Source organism: Bacillus cereus group sp. MS39 (genome assembly GCF_040448665.1).
GTDB lineage: Bacteria > Bacillota > Bacilli > Bacillales > Bacillaceae_G > Bacillus_A > Bacillus_A wiedmannii.
On sequence record NZ_CP123058.1, the window covers coordinates 5,189,487 to 5,207,629 of the forward strand.

The following is an 18,143-nucleotide window of genomic DNA, read 5'->3' on the forward strand; positions in this document are numbered from 1 at the left end:
TGAATATGTCAAAACGAAAGGGGATTTTTTTATGAACAAGTTTACATTACGATCCATCGGGGCGCTTATACTTTCTTTTCTTCTTATATTTAGCGTTGCATGTACAAACGGAGATAAGAAAGAGAAATCAACTGCTAAAGAAGGAAAAACAGTTGAACTCACTATATCAGCAGCTGCAAGCTTACAAGATGCACTAAAAGAAATTGAAACACAATATAAAGAAAAAGAACCTAATATTAAACTTTCTTTTAACTTCGGTGCTTCTGGTGCACTTCAACAACAAATTGAACAAGGCGCGCCTGCTGATTTATTCTTCTCAGCAGCCGAAGATAAATTCCAAACTCTTGTTAAAAAAGGATTCATTAATGAAAAAGAAGGGAAAAATCTTCTTGGAAATGAACTCGTTCTAGTTGTCCCAAAAGATAGTTCTCTTACGAAAATTCAAGATTTAAAAGATGAAAAAATTAAGAAAATCGCACTTGGTACACCTGAATCAGTACCTGCGGGAAAATACGCAAAGGCTTCTCTCACGCATGGAAATCTATGGAATGACATTCAAAATAAAATCGTATTTACAAAAGATGTTCGCCAAGTGTTAACATATGTAGAAACAGGTAATGTCGATGCTGGTATTGTATACAAAACAGATGCTCTTATTTCTAACAAAGTAAAGATTGGTGAGACAGCAGCGGCTACTTCTCATGAGCCAATTCACTATCCTTTAGGTGTTATAAAAGAATCTAAGCACAAGAAAGAGGCGACTTCATTTTATGAGTATTTGCAGTCAAAAGATGCACAATCTATCTTTAAAAAATATGGATTTACAGTCCTATCATAATTGCCATGAGCTTTGATGCTATTTTTTCACCAATCTTTCTATCTATACGAGTAGCTGCATGCGCCACCATTATCGTTACAATTTTAGGGACGATTATTGGACGAGCGTTAGCACGCTCCTCATGGAGATATAAAATAATATTAGAAACTATTTTCTTATTACCAATGGTACTTCCGCCAACTGTAATTGGCTTTTTTCTCATTATCATTTTTGGAAATAATAGTCCCATTGGAACGTGGATAGAATCAATATTTCAGCAGTCCATTATGTTCACATCTACTGCTGCTATCATCGCTTCTACAGTTGTTGCATTTCCGCTCATGTACCAATCAGCAAAAACAGGATTTTCTATCGCAAATGTACAAATTGAAGAAAGCGCTCGTGACCTTGGTGCAAGTGAATATCAAGTTTTTCTGCACGTTACACTTCCGCTTGCATTTCCCGCCTTACTAAGCGGAATGATTTTGAGCTTTGTTCGTGCGCTCGGTGAGTTTGGTGCTACACTCATGTTTGCTGGGAACATTCCTGGTAAAACACAGACAATCCCAACTGCAATTTACATGGCGATTGATGCAAGTAATATGCAACTCGCCTGGATACTTGTAGTTATCACTATTAGTATGTCACTCCTATTTCTGCTATGTATTCAGCTTATTAATAAAAGAATTACTAACTCTTAAAGCAGCTTTTGTTGAAGCTGCTTCTTTATTTCTTAGGAAATAAAATATACCATCGGGAAATAACTGAATTTTACCTTTTATTAAAATATACATTTTATTTGAATTCACTTTCTAAAATAGGCAATTTCCTGTTATTATATGGAGGTGTTTCAAAAAATGAAGAAATGAAAACGCATTTATATCGTGAATTCTTCATCCTGTTTTAGCGATCGGTAATCTTCTACTCTAGTAGTGGGGCATTACCGATCGTTAGAACGATATGTAATTATATTGGTATAGAAAACCGAAGGGAGTCTTGTAATGGACATTTTATTAGCGCTTCTTCCTGCAATTGCATGGGGAAACATCTTATTAGTAAGCGTAAAAATGGGCGGTGGTGCATATAGCCAAACGGTAGGTATGACAATCGGTGCTCTATTCTTCGCAACAATTATGTATGTATTTACTCAACCAGCTTTAACAATGACAGTCTTAATTGTTGGTTTTATTTCAGGTTTATTTTGGGCATTAGGACAAGTAAACCAATTAAAAACAGTTGAAAAACTAGGTGTTTCAACTACTGTAACGATTTCTACTGGTATGCAACTTGTTGCAACTTCTATCTTTGGGGTTATCGCTTTCCGTGAGTGGACTACAACAACAACGATTATTCTGGGAACGATTGCAATCCTATTAATCGTAGTTGGTGTTGTATTCACATCACTAGATGACAAAGAAAATGCACAGCCACCAGGACAATTGAAAAAAGGACTTCTTACTTTAATTGTTTCTACTTTCGGTTACCTTGTATATGTAATTATTATTCGTTGGTATAATATCGATGGTTGGTCTGCTATTTTACCACAAGCAGTTGGTATGTTTGTTGGTGCGGTTGTATTGACATCTAAACATAAACCATTTAACAAATATGCAATCCGTAATGCTTTATCTGGTTTACTATGGGGAACTGGAAACTTATTCTTACTTCTTTCATTACCACGTGTCGGAGTAGCAACAAGCTTCCCATTATCTCAAACTGGAATCGTTATCTCAACATTCGGTGCGATTGTCTTCTTAGGTGAAAAGAAAACAAAACGTCAATTGATCTTTATTGCACTAGGTAGTGTTTTAATTATCGGCGGCGCTGTATTGTTAGGTATGACAAAAGCATAAACTTATAATCTATTAATCCCTGAAGCAGTTATGCTTCAGGGATTTTTTATTACAACTATTTTTTAAGTATAATAATTTTTATAACCTTATTTATATTAACCCTCCTCCCTCCATTTCCATCCTTTTCACAATAAGTCTTTTCTTTTTACAAAATTCTCTTAAAGATGGTATCGTTTTTTATAACATATCTTCACTAGAAAGGAATAAAGGATATGCTAACTAAACATCGAATTTTATTTATTGGTGCTGGTCGTATGGCAGAAGCTATATTTTCCGGATTACTTAAAACAAGCAAAGAATACATCGAAGAAATTATCGTTTCTAACCGAAGCAACGTAGAAAAGCTAAAGGAATTACAAGGGCGATATAATGTGTCTACTACAACAGATTGGAAGCAGCATGTTTCATCTGTTGATACGATTGTTTTAGCAATGCCGCCTTCTGCACATGAAGAATTATTAGCAGAATTATCTCCGTTACTATCGAATCAACTTGTCGTAACGGTAGCTGCTGGCATTGGTCCATCTTATTTAGAAGAAAGACTTCCCGAGGGGACACCTGTTGCTTGGATTATGCCAAATACAGCTGCTGAAATTGGCAAGTCTATCTCCTTATATACAACGGGACAATCAGTAAACGAGATACATCAGGAAACCTTGCAACTCCTTTTAAGAGGCATTGGTACTTCGCAACTTTGTACTGAAGAAGAAGTTCATCAGCTTACTGCAGTTACTGGAAGTGCACCAGCTTTCCTTTATTACTTTGCTGAAAGCTTAATTGAAGCAACAAAAAGTTATGGAGTCGATGAAGCAACCGCAAAACACCTTGTCATTCAAATGATTTCCGGCTCTGCTTCTATGCTTGAACAAACGCAAGATCCAGCTAACCTCCGCGAACAAGTAACAACACCCGGTGGTTCCACAGCTGAGGGTCTCAAAGCTTTATATGAATATAATTTTTCAGAGGCAATTCAAAAAGCGGTAGAAGCAACAAACAAAAAAGCTAGGGGGAAATAATATGAATTTAACAAGTTTAAAAGACTATACAACATTACATAACGGTGTAAAAATGCCTTGGTTCGGTTTAGGTGTTTTTAAAGTAGAAGATGGTTCAGAAGTAATTGAATCTGTAAAAGCAGCAATTAAAAATGGCTACCGCAGCATTGATACTGCAGCAATTTATCAAAACGAAGAAGGCGTTGGACAAGCGATCCGTGAATCAGGTGTTTCACGTGAAGAATTATTTATTACATCAAAAGTATGGAATAGCGATCAAGGGTATGAAACAACACTTCAAGCATTTGAAACTACATTAGAGAAATTAGGTCTAGAATATTTAGATTTATATTTAGTACATTGGCCTGTAAAAGGGAAATATACTGAATCATGGAAAGCATTAGAAAAGCTTTATAAAGATGGCCGTGTTCGCGCTATCGGTGTGAGTAATTTCCATATTCACCACTTACAAGACGTATTTGAAATTGCTGAAATTAAGCCAATGGTCAACCAAGTGGAATACCACCCACGTTTAGCACAAGAAGAGCTGCATGCTTTCTGTAAAGAACATAACATCCAACTTGAAGCTTGGTCACCATTAATGCAAGGCCAACTGCTAGACAACCCAACATTACAAGACATTGCAACAAAATATAATAAATCAACTGCACAAATTATTTTACGCTGGGATCTACAAAACGAAGTTGTAACCATCCCTAAATCTATTAAAGAACATCGCATTATTGAAAATGCAAATATATTTGATTTTGAATTAAGCGCTGATGACATGAAAGCAATTCAAGCTCTAAATGAAGACCGTCGCGTCGGTCCAGATCCAGATAACTTTAACTTCTAATAGAAAAACCACTGCCATATGCAGTGGTTTTTTTCATTAAATAAAACTGAAAATTTAAACTATATTTCATTTGGTTGACACTTCATTATCCAAGGTGTAAGATTTTGAATTATCAAAGAAACACAAAAATTAATAAAGTTTATTCGTTTACTCATTGTATCAAGAGAGGTGGAGGGACTGGCCCTTTGAAACCTCGGCAGCAGGTTCATTTTGAATACTGTGCCACTTCCTGCAAGCTTTATGCTTGAAAGATAGAATGAGGGACTTCGTTTATATACGGGTGCATAACTTGTACGTAAAAATCCCTCTTTCTCAATACGAAAAGAGGGATTTTTTATTTTTCATTTCCCTCATCATCATCCAAACTTAATTATTTAGGAGGAAAATCAAATGAAAAAAAAGTTTGTACCCGGTATTGCATCAGTTGTAGGAGTAAGTATTTTATTAACTGGTTGCGGTAGTTATAAAAACGAAGCAAGCGGAGCAAATGCAAAAGACGAGGCGCCTAGTAAACAGGTTTTAAACTTATCTTCACCTACTGAAATACGAACAATGGATACAGCTCGTGCTACAGATACTGATTCTGGTCAAGTAATGAGAAACGTATTTGAGGGTTTGTATAATCTTGGTGAAGGTAACAAACCTGTCCCTGGTGTTGCAAAATCTCATGAAGTAAGTGGCGATAAGACGAAATACACATTCCATTTACGAGATTCAAAATGGTCAAACGGCACTCCTGTTACAGCGAAAGACTTTGTCTTCGCTTGGCAAAGAGCTGTTGATCCAGCAACAGCCTCTGAATATGCATTTCTATTCTTTGATATTAAAAATGCAACAAAAATTAACAACAAAGAACTTCCAGCCGATCAACTTGGTGTAAAAGCAATTGATGACCATACGTTTGAGGTAGAATTAGAACGTCCTGTTCCGTACTTTATTAGCTTAACAGCGTTCCCAACATTTCTACCAATTAACGAGGAATTCTTTAAAGCACAAGGTGATAAATACGCTTTAGAAGACAATACAATCTTGTACAACGGAGCTTTTACACTAAGCGATTGGAAGCACGAGCAAAGCTTTAAATTTAAGAAAAACCCTACCTATTGGGATAAAGGTACTGTCAAACTGGAAGAAATCAATTTTAACGTCGTAAAAGAAAAATCTACAGAAGTAAATTTATTCGAGTCAAAACAATTAGATCGTATCAAACTAACATCTGACTTCGTTGATAAATATAAAAAGGATGCTAACTTTAAAGAACGGCCAAACGTAGGGGTACAGTTTCTACGTATGAATCAACAAAACAAAATACTTCAAAACGTTTCTGCACGCCAAGCAATCGATCAAACAATTGATCGAAAATCCTTTGTAAATACGTTATTAAATGACGGCTCTACACCAACCTCTAGTCTCGTGCCGAAAAACTTTGCAAAAGGACCTGACGGAACAGATTTCCGTGCTGCAAACGGCGATTTAACAAAGGTTGATACAAAATCTGCTCAAGAATTATGGAAAAAGGCAAAACAAGAACTTGGGTCCGAAAAAATAACGTTAGAACTATTAACAAGTGATGGTGACCTTGAAAAGAAAACTGGTGAATTCTTAAAAGGACAACTAGAAAAGAATTTAGATGGCTTAACAGTAAATATAAAGCCGCAACCACGTAAACAACAAGTTTCACTTTTATTAAAAGGTGACTACGAAATTGGAATTGACGGCTGGAGCCCTGACTTTGCGGATCCAATTACATTCCTTGAACTATTTACAACGAATAACCCTTACAACTTAGATCATTACTCTAATAAGGAGTTCGATGAAACAATAGCAAAAGTGAAAACAACTTTAGCTGGTGATGAAAAAGCTCGCTGGGAAGCGTTACTGGCATCCGAGAAAATATTATTTAAAGACTCTGTTATCGCTCCTCTTTACCAAAAAGGCGAATCTTATTTAGAACGTTCTTATGTGAAAGGAATTGTGCAAGTAGACTTTGCAGGTCAATTAAACTTCAAATGGGCACAAATTGAAAAATAAAAGGCAACCTGAATTGAAGTTTTTCTACCCATACCAATTGTTTTATTGGAAAAATGTATCAAAAGCGGATTTCTCATTAGGAGAAAATCCGCTTTTTCAATATATTATTTTTAAAAAATAATACTCCAATTTTTATTATTGACATATAGTTCTTTCCAGTGTTAATATTCTAAATAATCAAAGAAACGAAATATTTCACCATCAAAATATAGCGTCTACTACGTTGAAACATATAACGATAGATTATAGTTCAACATGTATATACATATAGAACACCTGATTACCTACATACACATATCTGTAATAGGTTTTCTCTTCTTCTATAGCTACACTTCAAAACGTGGACATTACGACGTTACGAACCACACATTTAGGGAGGAACGAACAATGAAGAAAAAAGTTGTACCTGTTGTTGCATCTGTTTTAGGGGCAAGTCTATTACTAACTGCTTGTGGGGGAAATAAAGATCATACAAGCGGAGCGAAAGCAAATGATAAAGCACCTGATAAACAGGCAATTAACTTATCATTCGCTTCAGAAATTCCAACAATGGATGTTGCAAAAGCAACGGATGGGGAATCCATGAGCGTAATGCGCAATGTTTTTGAAGGTTTATATGCAATGGGAGAAGATAACAAACCAATTCCTGGTGTTGCTGAGTCGGTTGACCTTAGTCCCGATAAAACAAAATATACATTCCACCTGCGTGATTCAAAATGGTCAAACGGTACTCCAGTTACAGCAAAGGACTTTGTCTTCGCTTGGCAACGTGCCGTAAATCCTGATACAGCAGCTGAATATGCATTCTTATTCTTCGATATACAGAATGCGAAACAAATAAGCCAGAAACAATTGCCAATTGATCAACTAGGTGTCAAAGCTCTTGATGATAAAACGTTAGAAGTACAACTAGACCGTCCTGTTCCCTACTTCTTAAGCTTAACGACATTCTCAACATTCTTACCAATTAATGAAGATTACTTAAAATCTCAGGGCAATAACTATGGTTTAGAAACAAATCATTTAATTTACAACGGTGCTTTCATATTAGATAACTGGAAACACGAGCAAAGCTTCCAATTGAAGAAGAACCCTAACTATTGGGATGCTAAAACTGTAAAATTAGAAGAAATCAACTTCAATGTCGTTAAAGATAAATCTACAGAAGTTAACTTATACGATTCAGGACAAATTGATCGCGTTGCTTTAACTGCGGAGTTTGTTGATAAATATAAGAGCGATCCAAACTTCAAAGACCGCGCTGAAGTTGGCATTCAATTTTTACGACTCAATCAAAAAAATGAAACATTAAAAAATCAACATGCACGCCTTGCTATTAACGGAGCAATGAATAAAAAAGCATACGTAGAAACAATTTTAAATAACGGTGCTGTCCCAGCTGAAGGAATAGTTCCTGCGAAATTCACGAAAAGCCCAGAAGGCACTGACTTCCGTAAAGAAAATGGAAACCTAGTCAAAGATGATGTGAAAATAGCAAAAGAAAACTGGAAAAAAGCGAAACAAGAACTTGGTACTGACAAAGTAACAATCGAACTATTAACAAGTGATAATGCTTTAGCTAAAAAGACTGGTGAATATTTAAAAGGTGAACTAGAAAAGAACCTAGATGGATTAACAGTGACGTTAAAACCACAACCACGTAAACAACAGCTAAAACTATTATTAAGTGGTGACTATGAAATCGGTATTGATGGCTGGGGCCCTGACTTCGCTGACCCAATTACATTCTTAGATTTATTTACAACAAATAGTGCTTATAACTTCGATAAATACTCTAACAAAGAGTACGATGCGCTCATTCATAAAGTGAAAACAGATTTAGCTGGCGATGAAAAGGCTCGCTTTGAAGCAATGAAGCAAGCTGAAAAAATCCTGCTACAAGACGGCGCTGTCGCTCCTTTATACCAACAAGGTCGTTCTTACCTACAACGCGGATTTATTAAAGGGCTTGTAACAACTGACTTCGGTGGTGAATTTAACTACAAGTGGACAGAAGTTACAAAATAATAAAATAAAAAAGGTATCCAATCGCAGGATACCTTTTTTATTTTATACTTCTTTAACTACATAGCTTCTTCTCTTTACTATTCCTTTTATAGATACAGTAATTACTGCTACCAATTGTGTAACTAATATAATAACTAATAATGAAATAATATTTTTCTCTAAACTAATCCCTCCAAATATTATTGTATAATAGCCATTTGCTGCATATGTTGCGGGAAATAATTCGCCGATTGTTTGATATGTTTTAGAAAGCATCTCACGTGGTACAATTACACCCGAACTTACAAGTTGGAGCGATAGTGAAATTATATTAAAGACCATACCTGCATTTCCGAAAACAGTTATGAACATTTGTGTTAATGAAAGAAAGGCGAAAAAGACTATCGCTTGAAACATCCATATACTCCATACTGCTTCATGTATTTCAATTTGAAATCCTTTCATCAAACTAATCGTAATGCATGCAAGTAAAATTGATACTGTACCGTTAATAACCTGTCTTGATACGAAATTACTCCAACCGTTCTTTACTTCCTTTGCAACTTTTGATAGTTCCATACTCATGATCATTGCTCCTACAAATGAAGCTAATACCATCATTAGTGGTACCATGTTAGCCGAGAATCCTTTTGCATCATTTACTCTATGGACTGTAAAACCAATTGAATCTTCGGTTAATCCTTTTATCACTTCTACATTCTCAGGCCCTACAGCTTGTAATTTCCCCACAATTGCTTGTTTTTTATAACTTGTTATCTCTTTATTTACATTGTCTCGAATTTGTTTTGCGGCTCCTTCCATCAGTTGCTTTGCCATCATGGCATTCGCTTGATTAATGTGGAAGTTTAAATTTGATTTTCCTGTTTCATTTATATCCTTTGAAAAAGAAGCAGGAATTTCAATAATCATATCGTATACACGGTCATTCATTGCTTTATTTGCTTTTTCCACAGACTGTTCTGATTTCACCTGAAATGGTACATTTCTCTGTAAGCCTTCTGCTATTTTACTCCCTATATTTCCATCCTCATTCACAATAGCAATACGCATTTGATCTGCTCGTTCATTCACTCCATCATATGCCGTTAACCAAACACAAAAGAAAATAAGCTGGAACGATAGCGCTACTACCATTCCTACATACGTACCTGGTCTTTTTAAAAACTGTTTTAATGTATCCATCTTCCCGCTCTCCTATTTAGCAAGCAAGTACATACTTGCATTTTATTTTAAATAAATACTAGGGTCTTAATGCCCTAGCATATAAAACAATATTATTTTCAATAAATTTCTCATCATCAACTTCTGTCAGGCGATCTGCAAAACGTAATTTAGATAAAAAATATCCAAAATTGATCCAGATAAAGTTCATTACTTGCGCTTCAATATTCGTATCAACAATGTTTCCTTTTTCCTGCATTTTTGCAAAATAGATGCTTAATTCTTCTTTTAATCCTTGTGGTATTTTAGCAATTTCCCCGTCTAATTCAGGAAATTCTCCAGCCTCACGTATACCAATAGCAATAATATCTTTTACCCCATCTAAAAAATTATGATAATGCCTTGCTAAGTTCTTTAAATCCGTTTCTAATTCCCACACAATTTCTGTTTGTAAAAACTGTTTTAAATGCGGTACATATGAAAATTCAGCAACCGCGGCTTCAATAACACCCTTTTTACTTTTAAAATTGCGGAATATCGTTACTTCATTAACACCAGCACGCATTGCAATTTCTTTCGTTGTTGCTGCTGTATATCCCTTTTCTTTCACTAATTCAATTGCTGCTTGGATGATTTTTTCTGCTGTTTTTGAGCGCGCCATAAAATCCTCTCTTCCTCATGCAAGTGATCACTTACATTTAGATTATATACCTTTTCTAATCATTGTCAATAATCCCCTTCCCCTTCTTTTTGCATCGAACTAAAACTCATCATAAATATAAACATAAACATCAAATATGTTCTCCACGTCAAAGAAGGTACATGCCCTGACCAAAGATAGCTAATTAAATAGTTAATCCCCATAATACAGGACGATATTACTAAACTAATACTTATTAGTTTTACATATTTGAGCATATCTTTTCTCCTTATTTTTTATTTTTCTACTTCTTCAAATTGCAGATTCACCGGCTCTTCTAAGAGTGTTTCATAAAAGTTTTCTGCCAAATCTGTTGAAGGAATTTTTTCATCTACTTCATCAAATCGAATACTATCTAGCCACATACAACCTTCTCCTGATAATAAAACACCGAATGCAATACCAAGCGCTCCTTCTTTTATATCTAATACAACCGAGTACGATTGCCAGTTATTCGTATTTTTAATTGGACGATTTTGCATATTATCCATAGCGAGCGGTTCTGTATCTTTCCCATCTACTCGCATCCACAATCCTGCCCAATCTCTTACATTCTCACTCTTAATAAACGCTGTTAAACGTAATCTTTTACCTACATATTTATCCGCTCGGAACATTTGCATTAATGTGGAAAATCCTCCGTGCGTAACATTCTCTTTTGCTTTTATGTATGCAGATACTTTTCCTTGATGGACAACTTCATAATCTAAACCCATCTCATATTCAGCAGGATGACTTCCACTTAAGATCCATCCTTTCGGTATACCTTTTTGCATTGAAACACCCTCTCTTTCTATATAAAATGACTGGAAGTACTTTCGATATTTCTTCGGTGGCAATTGAAACATTCTTTTAAAAGCCCTCGTAAATGCCTCTTGTGAGGAAAAGCCGTATTGTACTGCAATATCAATAACAGCCCTCTCCGTTGACACTAAGGCTTGCGCAGCATGAGTTAATCTTCTCTTTCGAATATAATCCGTTACACTCATCCCAATATACCTTTGAAAAATACGATGAAAATGGTACATCGATACTGAACTGTGAGATGCCACTCTTTCTGTTGTAAGCTCCTCATGTAAATGCTCCTCTATATATTCAATTGCTTTTTTTATCATCTCTTTATATTCTTCATGCATTTTAGTACCTCCTCACAACCTTAATTTACCATATACATACAAATCATTTTTGATTTAAATTGCGGATTAAACTTTGTGGCTACAAGTTAATAATTTATTTTCAACACATACATAATTACATGATTTTGGGAAAAACTTGTATAGAACGAATTTACATAAGGAGGAAATTATAATGAGAATTTTACTATCAGTTTTATTAGCGCTTATGCTAGTACCTGTATTAACAGGATGTAAAGCTCCTGCAAAAGAAGATACAACTTCTAATAAGAAAACTACTGAAGAAGCAAAAAATGAAGCTCCTGCTGATTTAAAGCTTAACTTCAATGAATTTAGTTTAGATGCAGACTATCAAGATACGAAGAAAGACTACGAGGCTGATTATAAGAATGTAGCAGCTGATAAGAAAATGGAAGCAAAACTTGAAGACCATAAATCAAATGCAAAGTTTACAGGTGACGAGGCTATTACAAAATTAAGCCCACTTCTACAAGAATTAAAATTTGATAAAGATACTCCTGACCAAGAAGTAATCGATCAAGTAGTAAATGTGTTCAAACTTGATAAAGACTACCAAAAGTTTGATTTAGAAGTTGTCTTCTCTGATGGAACGAAAAAAGAATATAAAAGAGAAATAAAATAAAGAAGTAGGCAACCGCCTACTTCTTTATTTTATTTTTTAGCATATCGTAAGCTCGGTTGAGATCCTACGTAGTATTCTAATCCAGATACAGATGATTTTTGTAAATAAGAATCTGTTGGGAATACAAGTGGGATTAAAGGATATTCTGTAAACATAATATCTTCTGCTTGATGTAATAAGTCAAAGCGTTTATTTTCGTCTTGTTCTAATTTTGCTTGATTAATTAAATTATCGAAGTCTTTATTAAACCATTTTGCATAGTTATTTGGTCCATCACCTGCATAAATTTCTAATTGTGCAGCTGGATCTAATGTAGATCCTCCCCATCCCATATATGCAATTTGGAAGTCACTTTGTTTATACATATCAATATAACTTTTCCACTCTTTACCTTCTATTTTTACATCTACACCAAGATTTTTCTTAAACATCTCTTGAAGTGTTTCAGCTATTTTCTTCTTATCTGAATATTTCACTGTCACTTCTGGAAGAGTAGTCCATCCTTCTTCTTTCATTCCTTCTTCTAATAACGTCTTAGCTACTGCAGGGTCATATTTAAAATAATCACCTTTCTCTTTACGGAAGTCGCGGCCACTTTCTGTTTTTGCTCCTTCTGGTACAAAACCATATGCTTCTTTTGCATTATTCTTTAATATTTTCTCTACGATAAACTTACGATCTACAGCTATTGCAAAAGCTTTACGAATTTTTGCGTTTGTAAACGGTGGCTTCTCTGAATTAAACGAGTAAATATGAGTTGAGTAGTCTTGCATTTTTTTAAACTCTTTATTATTTTGTTCTTTTTCAACTAAATCTGTTGGTATGTGAGATAGTAAATCTAATTCTCCAGATTTATATAATTGATACGCTGTTTTACCTTCAGGGATAATACGGAATTCAATTTCTTTTGATGCTACTTTTTTATCATGAAACTCTTTATTTTTTTCTAAAATAATCGCTTGATTATGCTTCCATTCTTTCAATGTGAAAGGACCATTTGTAATTAATTCTTTTGGATCTACTTTTAGTTTACCTTTTTCATCAATAGATTTTTTATTAAGTGGAATATATAACGACTGGGATAATGTTCGTTTAATAGATGTTACCGGATGTTCAAATTGTAACTTTAAAGTTACATCATCTACCGCTTGAATTCCTACTGCATCCTCTGCACCTTTCCCTGTATTAAATGCTTCTCCACCTTTAATGAAATATAGTTCTGTTGCATTCATAGAACCCGTTTTAGGATTTAATATTCTCTTCCAAGCAAATTCAAAATCTTTTGCTGTTAACGGGGAGCCATCAGACCATTTTAATCCTTTTTTCAAATAGAATGTATACTCTTTTCCATCCGCTCCAGCTTCCTCTTTCTCTACTAAATCCTTTTCAAACTTCCCGTCAGTTGTCTGTCTGTACAAAGTTGCAAATAAGTGCTCAATTACATAATTAGAGTTATTATCCGTTGAAATTGCTGAATCTAGCGTATAAGGATCACTACCAAGATTCGTTACAAAACGGTCTCCTTTACTAGCACTTGCTTTTGAAGTATCTTTCTTGCCACAAGCGACAGAAGTAATTGCTAATACGGTCATAATGACAAATAATAAAAACTTCTTCATCTTACATTCCCCTTTAACCTAAAATTTTTGGTGTTGATGCTAATAATGTTTTTGTATAAGAATGTTGAGGATTACGGAACACTTCATCCGTATTTCCAAATTCAACAAGTTCTCCTTTATATAAGACAGCCACTTTTTCACATAAGTAGTGAACCATCGGTAAATCATGTGCGATAAATAAATATGTATAGCCTTGTTCCTTTTGAATCTTTTGCAACAAGTGCACAATTTGGATTTGAAGTGAAACATCTAATGCAGAAATTGGTTCATCCAGGATTAATACTTCTGGCTCACATAATAACGCCCTTGCAATAGCGATCCGTTGACGTTGTCCTCCGCTAAATTCGTGTGGGTATCGATCAATATATCGCCTATCTAATCCAACACGTTCTAGCGCATCACCTGCCACCTTATCTTTCAATTCTTTATCACCTAAACCGAATGAAATATATCCTTCTGTTACGCTATCGCGTACTTTCCAGCGCGGATTTAATGCAGCTGTTGAATCTTGAAAAATGAATTGTACTTTCTGCAAGAAATCTCGCTTATGAGCTGACTTCAACTTGTGAACAACTTGACCGTTATAATCAATTTGACCAGACGTTGGGCTCTCGATCCCAGCTATGAGCTTACCAAGTGTTGTCTTTCCTGAACCACTTTCTCCAATAATTCCAAGCGTCGTTCCTTTCGGAATAGAAAGTGTTATATCTTTTAACGCTGCGATTTCTTTATCTTTACTTCCATATGTTTTCCTTACTTGCTTTACGGTAATTAAATCTGTCGTCATGAGACATTCACCTTCTCTTTTGATTTTGCTTCGTTATGCTCAAGAACATGCTGCCAGCAATGTGAGCTATGCTCCCCAGAATATGTTGTTCTCTCTGGAAAACGATGAATACATTCTTTGATTGCTACCGGGCAACGATTGACAAAAGGACAACCAAAGCTATTTAACGTTTCAATTGATGGTGTTGTTCCCTCAATTGCCCTAAGTACCTTTTCAGAATCATCCATATTCGGAATTGCCTGTAATAAGCTTTTTGTGTATGGATGTTTAGGGGAACCTATTACTTCCTCTATCGTTCCTTTTTCAACGACACGTCCACCGTACATAACTACTACTCGATCAGCTACTTCACGTACAAGTGCCAAATCATGTGTAATTAATAAAATACTCGTATTCTGTTTTTCTTTCCGCTCTTTTAATAACCCCATAATTTGTTTCTGAATCGTTACATCTAATGCCGTTGTAGGTTCATCTGCAATAACGAGCTTTGGATGACAAGCAAACGCAATTGCTAAACAAATACGCTGCCTCATACCTCCACTTAATTGATGTGGGTACTGTTCAAAGCGTTTCTCTGCTTCATGTATCCCTAAATCATTTAATAAGTTAATCGCAATTTCTTTTGCTTCTTTTTTCGATTTCTTTTCATGCTGCAAAATTACTTCTGTAATTTGCCTTCCGACCTTCATCGTCGGATTTAAAGATGAAAGCGGGTCTTGAAAGATAAAAGAAATATCTTTCCCGCGAATTTGATTCCATTCTGATTCTTGTAAATTAGTTAATTCCTTTGATTGGAAAGTTACATTTCCATCATCAATATGAATTGACTCTTGATTTAAGCCAATAATGGATTGTGCTGTAACACTTTTTCCTGAACCACTTTCTCCTACAAGTGCAACGATTTCACCTTCGTTAATAGAAAAGGAAACATGCTTCACAATTGCTTGCTTACTATTCTCTTTTTCAACGGCCAATGTTACGTTTTCTAAAGATAAGAGCTGTCCCATGTCTTTTCTCCTTTCGATTCCGTTTGACGATTTTTGGATCAATTGCATCTTGCAAACCATCACCAATTGCATTAAATGCGAACATAATGAGCGCAATCATCAGCGATGGGAAGAAAAGTTGCCACCATTCCCCACTTAATAGTGTCCCGAGCGCATCATTCGTCATCGTCCCCCAGCTCGCTGCTGGTGATTGTACCCCGAGTCCGATAAAACTTAAAAATGATTCTGAGAAAATAGCTGCGGGAATTGTAAATGATAAATTTACGATAATAATGCCTGTTAAGTTCGGAATGATATGTCCGTATATAATCTTCATATGCGATGTACCCAATCGCTCTGCTGCAATAACAAATTCTCTTTGCTTTAAAGATAAGACTTGCGCCCTAACGAGACGTGCCATACCAATCCACCCTGTTAATGCAAGAGCAATAATAATTGTAAAAAGTCCTGGTTTCATAATGATTAGTAGTAAAATAACAATTAATAAATATGGAATACCGTATAATACTTCAATCCCTCGTACAATCCACTCATCAATTAACGTTCCAAGGCGATTACGCCCTCTCACATATCCACTAAATCCCCCAATCAGTACACCAAGTCCTATATCAAGAACAGCCGCTATTAATCCAACTACTAATGAAATTTTCCCACCAGCCCAAGTACGTGCCCAAATATCCCGACCTAAATCATCTGTTCCGAACCAATGCTCACTACTAGGAGGTAAATTTGTCGCCTCTTTTACTTGTTCACTCGCGGTAAAAGGGGTTAAACTTTCACCGATAAGAGAGAAAATAATAATGAGTAATAATGTCAACGCTCCTAGAACTGCGATCGGATTTGATACAAACTTACGAAACACTTCTTTTTTTCGGCTAATCGTTTGCTGCTCTTTATTTATCGTTAATTCTTTTTTCTCTTCATTCGTTAATAGCTGTTTATTGATTTCATAAGCTCCCATTTAAATGCCCCCCTCCTTACGTAATAGAACGAATACGCGGATCAACAATACGGTGAATAATATCTGTAATGAAAATACAAGAAATTAATAATGCACTATAGAAAATTGTTGTTCCCATAATTACTGGATAATCTCGGTTAAAAATACTATCTACAAAATATTTTCCGAGACCGGGAATCGCAAAGATCTTTTCAATAATGAAAGTTCCTGTTAAAAGCCCAGCCATTAACGGTCCAACAAACGTTAGTACTGGAACAATTGCATTTCGAAGAGCATGCCTTATAATAATCTTCTTAATTGGTATACCTTTCGCTCTCGCTAGCTTAATATAATCACTCTGCAAAACTTCAATCATATTAGAGCGAACAAATCTTGTAATAACCGCGATTGGCCCTAATGCTAATGCGAATGACGGTAATACCGTGTGTTCAAATGTGCCCCAAGACGCTACTGGTAAAAGTTCAAATTGTATAGCAAATACTTGTATAAATAATGGTGCTAAAATAAAACTTGGAATAGATATGCCGAGAATCGCAAGTAAACTCACACTATGATCAATTACTCTCCCGTGATAGAGAGCAGCAAATGTACCCGCTGTAATTCCGACTAACAATGAAATAACAAGTGCTTGTAAGCCGATGATCGCTGATGGACCAAATCCTGTCGTTATAATTTCTGATACACCTTGCCCCGTCGATTGAACAGATTCACCAAAATCAAAATGCACTACGCCGTCTAAATAAGCAACATATTGATTCCATAGCGGTTCATCAAGGTGATACTTTGCCCTCATGTTCTGCACAACTTCCGCCGGAAAGATCTTTGCATCCGATGAAAATGGATCCCCCGGAATAATGTGCATAATCAAAAATGTTACTGTTGTAATAATCCATAGTGTAAACACCATAACTGATAGTTTTTTAACAACATACACTCCAATAACCCCCTAAACTCATAAATTTACTTTGTTTTATTAACGTATCTTTCCCATTACTCCCTTTCCTCTTCTTAAAACACAAAAAGCCTTGATCTTAAAAAATAAGATCAAGGCTTAATAAACGAAGGCCCATCACTTATCTTTCAAGACTTGCTTGCTGGAATTAGCACGGTGTTCCTGTTACAGAACCCGCTGCTGAGGTGTCATAGGGCCAGTCCCTCTACCTCTCTGGATAAGTAAATTGCTATATTATTATTTGGTTCAAATTATATATTTTGAATTATAATTCTGAAAAAATGAAAAGTCAATCAAATTGGATATATTTAGAAAAATCAGTTTTTACTTCTTTTATCGAAATTACAGTTTTCTCTTATAATAAAAAGGAATAATATTAAAGAAGTTATAAGGTGGATCCCTTACTTCTTGCTACTATAGAGTTACCATTAACAATCGTTATACTTGTCATCATCAGCTTCTATAAACTCTTTATTAAAAAGAAACGTATCACTTCTTTTTATACTCCATTCGATAATATTACCGGACAAACAATCTCTGAATTTCACGAAGAACAGAAGGTATTAGTATCCGATGGTTAAGACGGAGATGGTAAGAAGA

18 protein-coding genes and 2 riboswitches are annotated in these 18,143 nt (G+C 35.3%); of the genes, 9 read left to right on the plus strand and 9 right to left on the minus strand.

Annotation, left to right across the window (positions count from 1 at the left end; all coding sequences use genetic code 11):
• Positions 1–31: 31 nt before the first annotated feature.
• The 7 genes from modA to QEP67_RS26810 all read left to right on the plus strand — a co-directional run bounded on the left by modA (position 32) and on the right by QEP67_RS26810 (position 8,580).
• Positions 32–838, plus strand: coding sequence for a molybdate ABC transporter substrate-binding protein (modA, locus tag QEP67_RS26780; protein ID WP_001032244.1), 807 nt, complete (start codon positions 32–34; stop codon positions 836–838).
• A gap of 5 nt (positions 839–843) precedes the next feature.
• A complete protein-coding gene (gene modB, locus QEP67_RS26785) occupies positions 844–1,518 on the plus strand; it encodes a molybdate ABC transporter permease subunit (protein WP_064470199.1) in 675 nt (224 codons plus the stop codon).
• A 300-nt stretch (positions 1,519–1,818) separates the two neighbouring features.
• Positions 1,819–2,670: a GRP family sugar transporter gene (locus QEP67_RS26790; RefSeq protein WP_000353546.1), complete on the plus strand. Its 852-nt coding sequence runs from the start codon at positions 1,819–1,821 to the stop codon at positions 2,668–2,670.
• Between the two features lie 212 nt (positions 2,671–2,882).
• A complete protein-coding gene (proC, locus tag QEP67_RS26795; RefSeq protein WP_064470200.1) occupies positions 2,883–3,686 on the plus strand; it encodes a pyrroline-5-carboxylate reductase in 804 nt (267 codons plus the stop codon).
• Position 3,687: 1 nt separating this feature from the next.
• Positions 3,688–4,521, plus strand: coding sequence for an aldo/keto reductase (locus QEP67_RS26800; protein WP_001054817.1), 834 nt, complete (start codon positions 3,688–3,690; stop codon positions 4,519–4,521).
• A gap of 153 nt (positions 4,522–4,674) precedes the next feature.
• A riboswitch (SAM riboswitch) is annotated at positions 4,675–4,779 on the plus strand.
• 132 nt (positions 4,780–4,911) lie between these two features.
• On the plus strand, positions 4,912–6,552 hold the full coding sequence (locus tag QEP67_RS26805; protein ID WP_000726461.1) for a peptide ABC transporter substrate-binding protein: 1,641 nt from the start codon (positions 4,912–4,914) through the stop codon (positions 6,550–6,552).
• A gap of 387 nt (positions 6,553–6,939) precedes the next feature.
• The gene (locus QEP67_RS26810) at positions 6,940–8,580 is read left to right on the plus strand and encodes a peptide ABC transporter substrate-binding protein (RefSeq protein ID WP_000731058.1); all 1,641 of its coding nucleotides are present in this window, start codon (positions 6,940–6,942) and stop codon (positions 8,578–8,580) included.
• Between the two features lie 42 nt (positions 8,581–8,622).
• On the opposite strand, the gene QEP67_RS26815 is transcribed toward QEP67_RS26810, so the two are convergent.
• The 4 genes from QEP67_RS26815 to QEP67_RS26830 form a co-directional block, all read right to left on the minus strand.
• A complete protein-coding gene (locus QEP67_RS26815) occupies positions 8,623–9,762 on the minus strand; it encodes an ABC transporter permease (RefSeq protein ID WP_151035252.1) in 1,140 nt (379 codons plus the stop codon).
• A 58-nt stretch (positions 9,763–9,820) separates the two neighbouring features.
• Complete coding sequence (locus tag QEP67_RS26820) at positions 9,821–10,402, minus strand: TetR/AcrR family transcriptional regulator (protein ID WP_000124367.1); 582 nt, start codon at positions 10,400–10,402, stop codon at positions 9,821–9,823.
• A gap of 65 nt (positions 10,403–10,467) precedes the next feature.
• Positions 10,468–10,659, minus strand: a complete 192-nt coding sequence (locus QEP67_RS26825) for a hypothetical protein (protein ID WP_000922540.1) — start codon at positions 10,657–10,659, stop codon at positions 10,468–10,470.
• Between the two features lie 18 nt (positions 10,660–10,677).
• Positions 10,678–11,577 (minus strand): AraC family transcriptional regulator, encoded by a 900-nt coding sequence (locus QEP67_RS26830; protein WP_000544213.1) that lies wholly within the window; start codon positions 11,575–11,577, stop codon positions 10,678–10,680.
• 172 nt (positions 11,578–11,749) lie between these two features.
• Here QEP67_RS26830 and QEP67_RS26835 point away from each other — a divergent pair, with 172 nt between their 5' ends.
• Positions 11,750–12,217, plus strand: coding sequence for a YusW family protein (locus tag QEP67_RS26835; protein WP_001221562.1), 468 nt, complete (start codon positions 11,750–11,752; stop codon positions 12,215–12,217).
• 29 nt (positions 12,218–12,246) lie between these two features.
• Here QEP67_RS26835 and QEP67_RS26840 read toward each other — a convergent pair whose 3' ends face one another.
• Genes QEP67_RS26840 through QEP67_RS26860 form a run of 5 tightly spaced genes read right to left on the minus strand, consistent with a single transcriptional unit; the run spans position 12,247 to position 17,525 of the window.
• Complete coding sequence (locus QEP67_RS26840; RefSeq protein ID WP_000714094.1) at positions 12,247–13,836, minus strand: peptide ABC transporter substrate-binding protein; 1,590 nt, start codon at positions 13,834–13,836, stop codon at positions 12,247–12,249.
• A 13-nt stretch (positions 13,837–13,849) separates the two neighbouring features.
• Entirely contained in the window at positions 13,850–14,623 is a 774-nt protein-coding gene (locus QEP67_RS26845) for an ATP-binding cassette domain-containing protein (protein ID WP_000205653.1), read from the minus strand.
• Positions 14,620–15,630, minus strand: coding sequence for an ABC transporter ATP-binding protein (locus QEP67_RS26850; protein WP_000531248.1), 1,011 nt, complete (start codon positions 15,628–15,630; stop codon positions 14,620–14,622). Before QEP67_RS26850 ends, QEP67_RS26845 begins: the two co-directional genes overlap by 4 nt.
• Positions 15,587–16,591 (minus strand): ABC transporter permease, encoded by a 1,005-nt coding sequence (locus QEP67_RS26855; protein WP_000501546.1) that lies wholly within the window; start codon positions 16,589–16,591, stop codon positions 15,587–15,589. Before QEP67_RS26855 ends, QEP67_RS26850 begins: the two co-directional genes overlap by 44 nt.
• A gap of 16 nt (positions 16,592–16,607) precedes the next feature.
• Positions 16,608–17,525 (minus strand): ABC transporter permease, encoded by a 918-nt coding sequence (locus QEP67_RS26860; RefSeq protein WP_000289681.1) that lies wholly within the window; start codon positions 17,523–17,525, stop codon positions 16,608–16,610.
• A 136-nt stretch (positions 17,526–17,661) separates the two neighbouring features.
• Positions 17,662–17,767: riboswitch (SAM riboswitch) on the minus strand.
• A gap of 168 nt (positions 17,768–17,935) precedes the next feature.
• On the opposite strand from QEP67_RS26860, the gene QEP67_RS26865 reads away from it, so the two are divergent.
• Complete coding sequence (locus QEP67_RS26865) at positions 17,936–18,124, plus strand: DUF3951 domain-containing protein (protein WP_048567286.1); 189 nt, start codon at positions 17,936–17,938, stop codon at positions 18,122–18,124.
• The last annotated feature ends 19 nt before the right edge of the window (positions 18,125–18,143 follow it).

Coding starts and splice junctions, on each gene's coding strand:
- QEP67_RS26820 (WP_000124367.1), bottom strand. CDS start 10,402: ATGGCGCGCTCAAAAACAGCAGAAAAAATCATCCAAGCAGCAATTGAA.
- QEP67_RS26840 (WP_000714094.1), bottom strand. CDS start 13,836: ATGAAGAAGTTTTTATTATTTGTCATTATGACCGTATTAGCAATTACT.
- QEP67_RS26855 (WP_000501546.1), bottom strand. CDS start 16,591: ATGGGAGCTTATGAAATCAATAAACAGCTATTAACGAATGAAGAGAAA.
- QEP67_RS26800 (WP_001054817.1), top strand. CDS start 3,688: ATGAATTTAACAAGTTTAAAAGACTATACAACATTACATAACGGTGTA.
- modA (WP_001032244.1), top strand. CDS start 32: ATGAACAAGTTTACATTACGATCCATCGGGGCGCTTATACTTTCTTTT.
- QEP67_RS26835 (WP_001221562.1), top strand. CDS start 11,750: ATGAGAATTTTACTATCAGTTTTATTAGCGCTTATGCTAGTACCTGTA.
- QEP67_RS26850 (WP_000531248.1), bottom strand. CDS start 15,630: ATGGGACAGCTCTTATCTTTAGAAAACGTAACATTGGCCGTTGAAAAA.
- QEP67_RS26845 (WP_000205653.1), bottom strand. CDS start 14,623: ATGACGACAGATTTAATTACCGTAAAGCAAGTAAGGAAAACATATGGA.
- proC (WP_064470200.1), top strand. CDS start 2,883: ATGCTAACTAAACATCGAATTTTATTTATTGGTGCTGGTCGTATGGCA.
- modB (WP_064470199.1), top strand. CDS start 844: ATGAGCTTTGATGCTATTTTTTCACCAATCTTTCTATCTATACGAGTA.
- QEP67_RS26810 (WP_000731058.1), top strand. CDS start 6,940: ATGAAGAAAAAAGTTGTACCTGTTGTTGCATCTGTTTTAGGGGCAAGT.
- QEP67_RS26805 (WP_000726461.1), top strand. CDS start 4,912: ATGAAAAAAAAGTTTGTACCCGGTATTGCATCAGTTGTAGGAGTAAGT.
- QEP67_RS26825 (WP_000922540.1), bottom strand. CDS start 10,659: ATGCTCAAATATGTAAAACTAATAAGTATTAGTTTAGTAATATCGTCC.
- QEP67_RS26830 (WP_000544213.1), bottom strand. CDS start 11,577: ATGCATGAAGAATATAAAGAGATGATAAAAAAAGCAATTGAATATATA.
- QEP67_RS26815 (WP_151035252.1), bottom strand. CDS start 9,762: ATGGATACATTAAAACAGTTTTTAAAAAGACCAGGTACGTATGTAGGA.
- QEP67_RS26790 (WP_000353546.1), top strand. CDS start 1,819: ATGGACATTTTATTAGCGCTTCTTCCTGCAATTGCATGGGGAAACATC.